Annotated in this window: 13 protein-coding genes; 10 read left to right on the forward strand and 3 right to left on the reverse strand. The window is 64.7% G+C overall.

Going from position 1 to position 11,447, the window contains the following annotated elements; genetic code table 11:
• From pcaD to pobA, 6 genes are all read left to right on the forward strand, one after another.
• Positions 1-658 (forward strand): 3-oxoadipate enol-lactonase (pcaD, locus tag EOA23_RS25740; RefSeq protein ID WP_127306212.1); only part of this gene is annotated, 658 nt, incomplete at its 5' end.
• Positions 651-1,055, forward strand: a complete 405-nt coding sequence (gene pcaC, locus EOA23_RS25745; protein ID WP_112126988.1) for a 4-carboxymuconolactone decarboxylase — start codon at positions 651-653, stop codon at positions 1,053-1,055. The genes pcaD and pcaC, both read left to right, overlap by 8 nt.
• On the forward strand, positions 1,048-1,800 hold the full coding sequence (gene pcaH / locus EOA23_RS25750; protein WP_127306213.1) for a protocatechuate 3,4-dioxygenase subunit beta: 753 nt from the start codon (positions 1,048-1,050) through the stop codon (positions 1,798-1,800). Before pcaC ends, pcaH begins: the two co-directional genes overlap by 8 nt.
• Positions 1,800-2,414, forward strand: coding sequence for a protocatechuate 3,4-dioxygenase subunit alpha (pcaG, locus tag EOA23_RS25755; RefSeq protein WP_127306214.1), 615 nt, complete (start codon positions 1,800-1,802; stop codon positions 2,412-2,414). The genes pcaH and pcaG overlap by 1 nt, the downstream gene beginning before the upstream one ends.
• A gap of 11 nt (positions 2,415-2,425) precedes the next feature.
• Positions 2,426-3,478, forward strand: a complete 1,053-nt coding sequence (locus EOA23_RS25760; protein WP_127306215.1) for a 3-carboxy-cis,cis-muconate cycloisomerase — start codon at positions 2,426-2,428, stop codon at positions 3,476-3,478.
• Complete coding sequence (pobA, locus tag EOA23_RS25765) at positions 3,478-4,650, forward strand: 4-hydroxybenzoate 3-monooxygenase (protein ID WP_127306216.1); 1,173 nt, start codon at positions 3,478-3,480, stop codon at positions 4,648-4,650. The genes EOA23_RS25760 and pobA overlap by 1 nt, the downstream gene beginning before the upstream one ends.
• Before the next feature lie 13 nt (positions 4,651-4,663).
• Here the strand turns inward: pobA and pcaF are convergent, their stop codons facing one another.
• The 3 genes from pcaF to EOA23_RS25780 are packed head-to-tail and all read right to left on the reverse strand — an operon-like array spanning position 4,664 to position 7,527.
• The gene (gene pcaF, locus EOA23_RS25770; protein WP_127306217.1) at positions 4,664-5,869 is read right to left on the reverse strand and encodes a 3-oxoadipyl-CoA thiolase; all 1,206 of its coding nucleotides are present in this window, start codon (positions 5,867-5,869) and stop codon (positions 4,664-4,666) included.
• Complete coding sequence (locus EOA23_RS25775) at positions 5,870-6,673, reverse strand: CoA-transferase subunit beta (protein ID WP_127306218.1); 804 nt, start codon at positions 6,671-6,673, stop codon at positions 5,870-5,872. It lies immediately after the preceding gene.
• The gene (locus EOA23_RS25780) at positions 6,670-7,527 is read right to left on the reverse strand and encodes a CoA transferase subunit A (protein ID WP_127306219.1); all 858 of its coding nucleotides are present in this window, start codon (positions 7,525-7,527) and stop codon (positions 6,670-6,672) included. The genes EOA23_RS25775 and EOA23_RS25780 overlap by 4 nt, the downstream gene beginning before the upstream one ends.
• Positions 7,528-7,635: 108 nt before the next feature.
• On the opposite strand from EOA23_RS25780, the gene EOA23_RS25785 reads away from it, so the two are divergent.
• The 4 genes from EOA23_RS25785 (at position 7,636) to EOA23_RS25800 (ending at position 11,361) form a co-directional block, all read left to right on the forward strand.
• Positions 7,636-8,406 carry an IclR family transcriptional regulator C-terminal domain-containing protein gene (locus tag EOA23_RS25785; protein ID WP_127306220.1) on the forward strand — a complete coding sequence of 257 codons (771 nt, stop codon included), beginning with the start codon at positions 7,636-7,638 and terminating at the stop codon, positions 8,404-8,406.
• Positions 8,407-9,036: 630 nt separating this feature from the next.
• Complete coding sequence (locus tag EOA23_RS25790) at positions 9,037-9,450, forward strand: hypothetical protein (protein WP_127306221.1); 414 nt, start codon at positions 9,037-9,039, stop codon at positions 9,448-9,450.
• A gap of 151 nt (positions 9,451-9,601) precedes the next feature.
• Positions 9,602-10,327, forward strand: coding sequence for a GntR family transcriptional regulator (locus EOA23_RS25795; RefSeq protein WP_127306222.1), 726 nt, complete (start codon positions 9,602-9,604; stop codon positions 10,325-10,327).
• Between the two features lie 2 nt (positions 10,328-10,329).
• The gene (locus EOA23_RS25800) at positions 10,330-11,361 is read left to right on the forward strand and encodes an ADP-ribosylglycohydrolase family protein (protein ID WP_127306223.1); all 1,032 of its coding nucleotides are present in this window, start codon (positions 10,330-10,332) and stop codon (positions 11,359-11,361) included.
• Positions 11,362-11,447 lie beyond the last annotated feature (86 nt).

Raw genomic sequence — 11,447 nt, forward strand, 5'->3', positions numbered from 1 at the left:
CGTCTACGACATGCGCGGGCATGGGCTGTCGGATATCGGCAGCGGCGTGCGTTCCATCGACGACCATGTCGACGATCTGCTGGGCCTTATCGATCATTTCGGCTTCGGGAAGGTGGTGCTCTACGGCCTGTCGGTCGGCGGCCTGATCGCGCAGCGCCTCTACACCCGCCATCCCAAATGTGTGGAGGCGCTGATCCTCAGCGACACCGCGCACAAAATAGGTACCGCAGAGAGCTGGAACACGCGCATCGCGACCGTCGAGCGCGACGGTATCGAGGTGATCGCCGACGGCATCATGAAAGTGTGGTTCACGCCGGATTTTCATGCCGCACGCGCGGCCGAGCTTGCCGGCTGCCGCAACATGCTGACCAGGCAGGCGCTGCCGGGTTACATCGGCACCTGCATAGCGGTGCGCGACGCCGATCTCACCGACGCGGCGCGGCGCATCGCGGTGCCGACGCTCTGTATCGTCGGCGACCAGGATGGTTCGACGCCGCCGGAGCTGGTCCGCTCGCTGGCCGGCCTGATCCCCGGCGCGCGTTTCGAAGTGATCCGCAATGCCGCACACATTCCGTGCATCGAGCAGCCCGAAGCGCTCGTCAGTCTGATCCGCGATTTCGTCGCCTCGTTGCCCGAGGGAAAGTCTGCTCATGGATGATGTCACGAAGAACCGCTACCGGACCGGTCTCGAGGTCCGCCGCGCCGTGCTCGGCGATCCCCACGTCGACCGTGCCGAGGATACCGCCACGGATTTCGACCGGCCGTTCCAGCAGCTGATCACCGAAGCCGCCTGGGGAACCGTGTGGGCGCGACCGGGCTGGTCGAAGCGCGAGCGCTCGATCGTGACGCTGGCGCTGCTTGCGGCACTCGGCCATGACGAGGAAGTCGCCATGCATGTGCGCGCCACCGCCAATACAGGCGCCACGCGAGACGACATCTGCGAGGCCTTCCTGCATGTCGCGATCTATGCCGGCGTGCCGGCCGCAAACCGCGCCTTCAAGATCGCCAAGGAGGTGTTCGCGCAGATGGACGGAGCCAAGACCGCCCATGGCTGAGCCCGGCTCAAACCGCGCGCCGGAAACCGGCGCCTTCTTCCAGCGCGACCGCCAGTGGCATCCGGCGGCCTTCACGCCGAACTACAAGAGCTCGGTGCTGCGCTCGCCGCAGAAAGCGCTTTTGTCCTTCGACAACACGCTTTCGGAACTGACCGGCCCGGTGTTCGGGCACGCGATGCTTGGCGAGCTCGATAACGACCTGATCCACAATTACGCCAGGCCCGGCGAGAGCGCCATCGGCGAGCGCATCATCGTCCATGGACGCGTGCTCGACGAGCGCGGCAAGGGCTTGCCCGGCGTGCTGCTCGAATTCTGGCAGGCCAATGCCGGCGGCCGCTACCGTCACAAGAAGGACGGCTATCTGGCGCCGCTCGATCCGAATTTCGGCGGCTGCGGCCGCACGATCACCGGCGAGGATGGCGGCTATGCCTTTCGCACCGTCAGGCCTGGGCCCTATCCGTGGCCAAACGGTCCGAATGACTGGCGGCCGGCGCATATCCATTTTTCCGTGTTCGGCCACGGCTTCGCGCAGCGGCTGATCACGCAGATGTATTTCGAAGGCGATCCGCTGATCTGGCGCTGCCCAATCGTCGGCGGCATTTCCAACAAGGAAGCTGTCGAGGCGCTGATCGCCGCGCTCGACATTCAATCGACCATTCCGATGGACGCGCTTGCCTACAAGTTCGAGATCGTGTTGCGCGGGCGCCGTTCGACGCTGTTCGAGAACAGGCCGGAGGGCAATTGATGGCGCAGTCGCTCGACCGGCTGAAGGAGAGCCCTTCGCAGACCGCCGGCCCCTATGTGCATATCGGGCTGACGCCGAATTTCTGCGGCATCGGCGGCATCTATGCGAGCGACCTCGGCTCGACGATGCTCAACGACCAGACCAAGGGCGAGCGCATCGAGCTGCGCATCCGCGTGCTCGACGGCACCGGCACGCCGCTCAAGGACGCGCTGATCGAGATCTGGCAGGCGGACGCCGAGGGGCTTTACAACTCGCCAGCGGAGATGCGCGGCGCGGCCGACCCGAACTTTTTGGGCTGGGGCCGGCAGCCGACCGACATGGAGACAGGCATCTGCCTGTTCCGGACAATCAAACCGGGCCGTGTGCCGTTTCGCGACGGCCGGCTGATGGCGCCGCATATCACGCTGTGGATCGTGGCGCGCGGCATCAATATCGGCCTGCACACCCGGCTCTATTTCTCGGACGAGGAAAAGGCCAATGCCGAGGACCCGATCCTTGCCCGCATCGAGCATCGCGTTCGCGTGCCGACGCTGATCGCCGAGCGCCAGGGCGACACCTACGTGTTCGATATCCACCTGCAGGGCGAAAAGGAGACGGTCTTCTTCGACAGCTGACCGTGGCCGCCATGACCGTTTCGCCCTTCGATCATCCGCTGCTCTCCGGCCTGCTCGGCGACGAGGAGGCGGCGCGGCATTTCTCCCTGGAAGCGGACATCGATGCGATGCTCACCTTCGAGCGGGTACTGGCTGAAGCCGAGGCTGAACACGGCGTCATCCCACGCGATGCCGCGGCCGCGATCGTGAAGGCGCTGGCGTCGTTCCGGCCGGACACGGCCAAGCTGAGGGCCGGCGTCGCTAGGGATGGCGTGGTGGTGCCGGAATTGGTTGGGCAAGTCAAAGCTGCAGTTGGCGCGCCGCACGATGCATATGTGCATTTCGGCGCAACCAGCCAGGATGTCGTCGACACCTCGCTTGTGCTGCGCCTGCGGCAGGCCATCGACCATATCGGCCTGCTGCTTGGCGAGAATGTTGTGCGCCTCACCGGCCTCGAGCTTGAGTTCGGAGATCGTCAGTTCATGGCGACGACGCGCATGCAGCCGGCGATCCCGATCACAGTGACCAATCGGACTGCTTCATGGAGGGCGCCGCTCGAGCGTCACCAGCAGCGCCTTGCCGAAATATCCGGCGGTCTGCTGGCGCTGCAGTTCGGCGGCGCCGCCGGCACGCTGGAAAAACTCGGCGACAAGGCCGCGGCCGTTCGCGCCGCGCTTGCCACGAAGCTCGGTCTTGCCGATGCGCCGCAATGGCATAGCCAGCGCGACGCGCTTGCCGAGTTCGCCAGTTGGCTGTCGCTGGTGACCGGCAGCCTGGGCAAGTTCGGGCAGGATGTCGCGCTGATGGCGCTGACGGGCCCCGACATCAAATTGTCCGGTGGCGGCGGTTCGTCGGCCATGCCGCACAAGCAGAATCCGGTGAAGGCGGAAGCGCTGGTGGCGCTGGCGCGCTTCAATGCCGTTCAGCTCTCCGGCATGCATCAGGCGCTGGTGCATGAACAGGAGCGCTCGGGCGCGGCCTGGACGCTGGAGTGGCTGATCCTGCCGCAAATGGTCGTGGCGACGGCGGCCGCGCTCAGGCTCGCGGCCGAGCTTGCCGCACAGATCGAGAGCCTCGGTCATTGATGCGCACGCAGGTCGCCATCATCGGGTCGGGGCCGTCCGGCCTGCTGCTTGGACAGTTGCTCGCCGGCATCGGCGTCGAGACGATCATTCTCGAGCGATCGAGCCGCGAGCATGTGCTCGGCCGCGTGCGCGCCGGCGTGCTCGAACAGGGCACGGTCGACCTGCTCGGCGAGGCGGGCGCCGCGGACAGGCTGCATGCCCAGGGCCTGCCGCATGAAGGCATCTCGCTCGCCTTCGACGGCCGCGCGCATCGCATCGACATGAGCGCGCTCACCGGCGGCAAGCACGTCACCGTCTATGGCCAGACCGAGGTGACGCTCGATCTGATGCAGAAGCGCGAAGCGGCCGGGCTGGTCACCGTGTTCGAAACGTCGAATGTCGCGCTGCATGCTTTCGATGGCACGTCGGCCTTCGTCACCTACGACAAGGATGGTGCGACGCATCGCATCGATTGCGACTTCATTGCCGGGTGCGACGGCTATCACGGCGTCAGCCGCAGGTCGGTGCCGGACGGCGCGCTGAAGACGTTCGAGCGGCAGTATCCGTTTGGCTGGCTGGGCGTGCTGGCAGAGGTGCCGCCCGCCGATCGCGAACTGGTCTATGCCAATCACGAGCGAGGCTTCGCGCTCTGCTCGATGCGCTCGCCGCAGCGCAGCCGCTACTATGTGCAGGTTCCCGCCGACGAACGCGTCGAGAACTGGTCCGACGACCGCTTCTGGGATGAGCTGCGCCGCCGCCTGCCGGCGCAGATTGCGGCCGCGGTCACCACCGGGCCGTCCTTCGAGAAGTCGATCGCGCCGCTGCGCTCCTTCGTCGCCGAGCCGATGCGCTTCGGAAAACTGTTCCTGGTCGGCGATGCCGCCCATATCGTGCCGCCGACCGGCGCCAAGGGCCTGAACCTCGCTGCCAGCGATGTGCGCTATCTGTTTGCCGGGCTTCGTGAATTCTACCGTGACAGGTCGGAGGCCGGGCTCGACGCCTATTCGGCCAAGGCGCTGGCGCGGGTGTGGAAAGCGGTGCGCTTTTCCTGGTGGATGACGACGATCCTGCACCGCTTCCCCGAGACGGGGGAGTTCGGCCAACGCATCCAGGAGGCCGAGCTCGATTACCTCGTGCATTCCAAGGCCGCTTCCACAGCACTGGCCGAAAACTACGTCGGTCTGCCCTATTGATCTCCCTGAGCGGTCAAACCCGCTCCAGCGCGATCGCGATGCCCTGGCCGACGCCGATGCACATGGTGGCCAAGGCCAGCTTGCCGCCGCGCTCGCTGAGTTCGAGTGCCGCCGTGCCGGTGATGCGGGCGCCGGACATGCCGAGCGGATGACCGAGCGCGATCGCGCCGCCGTTCGGGTTGACGTGCGCGGCGTCCTCGGCGATGCCGAGCTGGCGGAGCACGGCAATGCCTTGGGAGGCGAAGGCCTCGTTCAATTCGATGACGTCGAACTGTTCGGGCGTCAGGCCGAGGCGGTCGCAAAGCTTCTTCGTGGCCGGCGCCGGTCCGATGCCCATGATGCGCGGCGCCACACCGGCGACGGCGCCGCCGAGGATGCGGGCGATCGGTGTCAGCCCATTCTTCTTCGCAGCCGCTTCGGAGGCGATGATGAGGGCGGCCGCGCCGTCATTGACGCCGGATGCATTGCCGGCGGTCACCGTGCCGCCCTGGCGGAACGGCGTCGGCAGCTTGGCCAGCGTCTCTATTGTCGTGCCGGCGCGGGGATGTTCATCCTTGACGACAACGACCGGCTCGCCTTTCCTCTGCGGAATGGTCACCGGCGTGATCTCCTTCGCCAGCCGGCCACTCTCCTGAGCGGCCACCGCCTTGTCCTGGCTGCGTACCGCGAAGGCGTCCTGATCGGCTCGGGAGACGGAAAAATCCTCGGCGACGTTCTCACCGGTTTCCGGCATGGAATCGACACCATATTGCTTCTTCATCAGCGGATTGACGAAGCGCCAGCCGATGGTGCTGTCGAAGATCTCGGCATTACGCGAGAAGGCGGCGTCGGCCTTCGCCATGACGAAGGGCGCGCGGCTCATCGATTCGACGCCGCCTGCGATCATCAGCTCGGCCTCGCCTGATTTGATGGCGCGCGCGGCGATAGTGACGGCGTCCATGCCCGAACCGCATAGACGGTTGACGGTCGAACCGGGAATGTCCTGCGGGAGGCCGGCCAGCAGCAGCGCCATGCGCGCCACGTTGCGGTTGTCCTCGCCGGCCTGGTTGGCGCAGCCATAGACGACGTCGTCGATGGCGGCCCAATCGAGACCCTTGTCGCGCTCGATCAGCGCTCTCAACGGGACGGCGCCGAGATCGTCGGCGCGCACGGAGGACAACGAACCGCCGAAGCGGCCGATCGGCGTGCGGATGTAGTCGCAGATGAAGGCTTCAGCCATTTAAGCAGCTTTCCCTTTGGCGATCCCTTGATGCGCCGCCCTGGTGCGGGCCTGCAGGTCGCGCAATGTCTTCAGCTCGAGTTTCGTCGGTGCCGGTGTCTCGTCAAGGGCCTCGGCGAATTTTACGACCCAGCCACAAGTCTCCTGCACCTGTGCGCGCGTGACGCCAGGGTGGAGGGACACCACGGTGAACTCCTTTGTCACCGCGTCCGGTTTCCAAATGGCGAGGTCGGTGATCAGAAGCGTCGGGCCGGCGGTGTCGATGCCGAGCCGCTTGCGGTGGTCGCCGCCGTCGCCATGGCCAAAGGAGGTGAAGAAGTCGATCTTCTCGACCATGCCGCGCTTCGACTGCGCCATGGTGATGTAGACTTGCTTTGACGAGGTGGCGATCTCCGGCGCGCCGCCGCCGCCGGGCAGGCGGGTCTTGGGATGCGCATAGTCGCCGATGACCGTTGTGTTGATGTTGCCGAATTTGTCGAGCTGGGCGGCGCCCAGGAAGCCGATCGAGATGCGGCCGCCCTGCAGCCAGTAGCGGAACATCTCCGGCACGGCGACGGTGGTCACCGCCGTCTGGCACAATTCGCCGTCGCCGATCGATAGCGGCAGCACATCGGGCGCGGTGCCGATGGTGCCGCTCTCATAGATCAGCGTGATGTCGGGCGCGTGCGTCAGCCGCGCGACGTTGCAGGCGGCCGACGGCGCGCCAATGCCGACGAAGCAGACATCGTCGCTTTTCAACGCGCGGCTGGCGGCGATCGTCATCATCTCGTTTGGGGTGAAGCCCAGATTGTCAGCGTCGCTCATGCGGCTTTCCTCAGATGCTCGACGCGGCCGGCAAAGTCGTCGGCGCTGCTGTCGATGACGTTCTTCTGCATCCACGCCTGAAAGCGGTCGCGGTCGGCGGCGATCTCGTCCCATTCGAGATAGGCGGCGTTGTCTCGCTCGTAATAGCCATGCGTGTAGGAGGGATGCGAGCCGCCCGGCACGACCGAAATCGCGGCGATCGTCCAGTTCGGCAGCACGGTGAGGTTGGGGTGCAGGTCGTCGAAATTGTCGACCATCTCCTCGACCGTCACCACCGCGCGCTTGGCCGCCAGCACCGCTTCCTTCTGGATGCCGATGATGCCCTCGACCAGGACATTGCCTTTGCGGTCCGCCTTTTGCGCGTGGATGAAGGTGACGTCCGGCCTTATCGCTGGGACGGCGGCCAGCACCTCGCCGGTGAAGGGGCAGGTGACCGATTTGATGTTGGGGTTGACCGCGGCGAGGCCGGCGCCGCGATAGCCGCGGAACACCGCGCAGGGCAGGCCGGCGGCGCCAGCCTCATAGGCGTTGGCCATGCCGGCATGGCTGTGCTCCTCGACTTCGATGGCGCGCGGAAAGCCGTTCTCGATGGCATCGCGGGCGCGCCGCAACAGGCCGACGCCCGGATTGCCGACATAGGAGAAGATGATCTTTCTGGCCATGCCCATGCCGATCATCTGGTCGTAGATCAGGTCGGGCGTCATGCGGATAAGAGTGAGGTCGCGAAAGCCCTGGCGGATCGCCTCATGCGCGGCGGCGGTGGGGATCAGATGGGTGAAGCCCTCGAAGGCGACGGTATCGCCATCATGCAGGTTTTCCGCGACCGCCTCTTTCAGCGGCAGGAACTTGACCATCTCCAGGCTCCCTAGATCGAAAAAGTTCGTATTGCGAACATCTGTTTTATATGAGATACTTTTAGCTCCAAAGTTTGCCTGGAGTCAACACTGACCTGGAGAGGTTTCGTGGAAGAGGTATCCATTTCACGCGACCATGTCGGCTCGCTGGAACGCGGGCTGGCGGTGATGGAAATCCTCGCGCGCCATCCGGCCGGCATGACGCTGACCGAGATGGCCGAAGAGGCTGACCTCACCCGCGCGGGCGCCCGCCGCTTTCTGCTGACATTGGTCGCCACAGGCTACGCCACGCAGTCCGGCCGGCTGTTCTCGCTGTCGCCGCGTCTCTTGACCGTCGCGCGGACCTGGCTCGGCGGCGCTTCGCTCTGGACCTTCGCCGCGCCCATCATGCGCGAGGTGGCCGGGAAATTCGACGAAGCCTGCAACGCGGCGGTGCTGTCGGGCGAGGATGTCGTCTATGTCGCGCGCATCCCTGGACGGCGAATCCTGAGCGTTGCGCTCGATGTCGGCACGCGGCTGCCGGCCTACTGCACCTCGATGGGCCGGGTGCTGCTTTCCGGACTGGCGGCGGATGAGTTGAAGACCTTCCTGACGCGAGCGAGCATCGAGCGACGCACGCCGAAGACGATCACCGGCCGCACCGCGCTCGGCAAGGCCATAGAGAGAGCGAGGGCTGACGGCTTTGCCATCGTCGACGAGGAGCTAGAGCTCGGCCTGCGCTCGATCGCGGTGCCAATCGTCGATCGCGCCGGCCGCACGGTCGCGGCCATCAACGTCTCGACGCAGTCGGCGCGTTTCTCGGTCGAAGCGATGGAGCGCGACATCCTGCCGGTGCTGCGGCAAGCCAAGCAGCGGGTGGAGGAGTTCTTCTTCGTCTAGTGCTCCGCGTCGGTAACTTACCGTTGAATTCATCACCCAGTTTTTTGGTGAAAACTGCTGTTGCCCCTGTGTGTAGGAATAAAAACCGTGGTAATTACACTTGCGCAACGGCTCGTGCTCTGAAGTTAATTGTCGGAGCCAGAAAACCCAATAAAGGTGATGAGAATGGGTAAGGACAACATAGACATTTCGATCAATTCTGCCGGACCACGCCAACCAACCACCGACAATGCTTCAAGTGGACCTCGGCAACCGACTCCTGCTGCGCCTGCAAAGCCGCCTGCAACGCCACCGAAGAAATAGCGTTACTCACTTGCCTAAGAAGGGACCTCGAGGGCCGACTGTTAAGAGCCCCGGCACCGGTCGGGTCGAAAAAGATGACTCGGCTAGAGAATCAAACGCCTATACCTAGGAAAGGAATAGGCGGGAGCGCTTGCATGCGGGGCCGAGGCAACCTAAATCCAACCAAGAGGGCAAAGGTGATAAGAGGGGAAAGTAGTGTCTAGCAATCCCGAAAACCTCCGGTTCAATGCGCTCCGCAATGCTCTCTACCATACTGGTAGGCGAAGAGCTTTTGAACGTTGGAATCGGTTCTTCAATTTTGTAGTAATTTTGCTAGGCGCCGCCGCAATGAGTGATGTTGTACACCGGTTTGGTATCGATCAATTGTGGGTAGGTGCGGCAGTTTCATTTGTCGCTGCTGCGCAGCTGGTTTTCGATTTCGGTCGGTCGGCCAGAGACCATCAAGCTCTTCAGCGAGATTATTACAATTTGCTCGCGGACATTGAGGAAAGCATCGATCCTGATGTGGCCAAATGCGCGTCGTGGGCAAGTCGGATGACTAGAATTGCCGGCGACGAGCCGCCAGTTCTGAGGGCCATGGACGCTAAGGCTTACAACGATGCCCTTGACGCCCTCGACAGCTATGGCGCGGGCGAACATCTCTACATACCATGGTATCAAAGGTTCCTAGGTGGCGTGCTATCGTTCGATGGCTACAACTACCGCAAACTTTCCGAGCTTCCTGGATACAAATCTGTGTAGTTCCTAGAGACTAGAACTGCTCTCAAGGCATCGACGGCAATCATTCAAGCTGGCAAGCCCTGCTGGTGCGTTCTCCTGTGACTCAGATTGACGGGTTCGTTTCGATACGCTAATGAACAGGATTATACAGGTTCATTGAACAGGTATCGATATGGCCCGTCGCGCGATGCAACTCTCACCCGGCACGGGCAAGCCCGAGCAGATCGCGACGGTTCTGGAGCATGAGATACGCTCCGGTGTGCTCGGCTTCGGCGACCGCCTGCAGAGCGAGAACGAGCTCGTCCAGCGCTTCTCCGTCAGCCGCAACACGGTCCGCAAGGGACTGGAAGAACTGTCGAGCCGGGGACTCATCACTACCAAGGTCGGCATCGGCTCCTTCGTCACCTTCGACGGCATGCCGGTCGACGACGCGATCGGCTGGTCGCGCGCGCTGGCCAATGCCGGCGCCAATGCCGAGACCCGCACCTTGCGGCTCGAGATCATCGAGGACGCGGAACTGGCGGCAAGGCTCGGGGTCCAGAGCTCGTCCTTCATCGCTGTCGACCGCGCCCGCACCAACGCCGATGACGGTCACGCCATCTCGATCGAGCGCAGCCGGCTGCCGCTGTCGCCCGAACTGGAAGACATTCCCTTGCGCGGCCTGCGCGAAGGCACGCTGCACCAAACGCTGCGCGGGGCGGGGCTCGTGCCCGACCATGGCGAGGAATGGGTCGATATCGAGATGCTGAGCGCTGCCGACGCCGCGATCCTCGCCTGCGCGCCGGGCACGCCGTTCCTGCGTACACGCCGTCTGACGCGCGCCGCCGACGGACGCGCCATCGAATTCGTCACCAGCCTGCTCAACCCGGCGCATTTCGCGCTTCACCTGGAGTTCTGAGCATGGCGGGGGAGGCGATAGATCGGGCAATGGGCGCGCTGGTCGGCGGGGCGCTTGGCGATGCGCTGGGCATGCCGACGCAGCTTCTGTCGCCGGTCCGCATCGCCGAGCTTTACGGCCATGTCGAGGATTTCGTCGCGCCTGCCGCCGATCACCCGGTGTCGAAAGGGCTATCGGCCGGCGCGATCACCGACGACACCGAGCAGGCGTTGCTGCTTGGCCGCATCCTGGTCGAGTCAGGCGATCGCTTCGACCATGCGCGCTGGGTGAACGCGCTGCTCGGCTGGGAGCGCGACGTCAAGGCGCGCGGCAGCTACGACCTGCTCGGACCATCGACCAAGCGCGCCATCGACGCCATCAACAGCGGCGTGCCGGCCGAAGAGGCCGGGCGCGGCGGCGACACCAATGGCGCTGCGATGCGCATCGCGCCGGTCGGCATCATGATGCCGCCGGAGCCGCTTGCGGCACTGGTCGCCAAGGTGGCGGAAACCTGCCGGGCCACGCATAACACCTCCATCGCAATAGCTTCCGCAAGCGCCGTTGCCGCCGCTGTCAGTCTCGGCGTCTCGGGCGGTGACTGGCGCGCCGCTTCCGGCCATGCGGTCGCGGCGGCAAGACTTGGCGCCACGCTTGGCCATTGGGTTACCGGCGGCGATATCGCCGCGCGCATTGTCTGGGCGCAGGAGCTTGTTCGCGGCAAGGCGGAGAAGGAAGCCATTGCGCTCATCGTCGACTTGATCGGCACCGGCGTCGCCAGCCAGGAATCGGTGCCAGCCGCCTTCGCGGTGCTGGAGGTCGCGCAAGGCGATGCCTGGCGGGCTGCCGTCATTGCCGCCAATCTCGGCGGCGACACCGACACGATCGGGGCGATTGCCGCCGGCATGGCGGGCGCCTGCGCCGGTCTGTCGAAGCTGCCGCGGGACCGCATCGCCGAACTGCATGGCATCGACATCGCGCAGGTCCGCGCGCTGGCTGCGGATCTGGTCGCGGCCCGCGGCTCCAAATCTGGTCCAGGCAAGGAGGACGCGGCGTGAGCGGTCGGCTCGTCCATGTCGGCAGCGCGGTGGTGGATTACGTCTACCGCATCGATGCGTTGCCGGCCGCCGGCACGGAAAAGACC

The organism is Mesorhizobium sp. M2A.F.Ca.ET.042.01.1.1 (assembly GCF_003997405.1).
Lineage (GTDB): Bacteria > Pseudomonadota > Alphaproteobacteria > Rhizobiales > Rhizobiaceae > Mesorhizobium.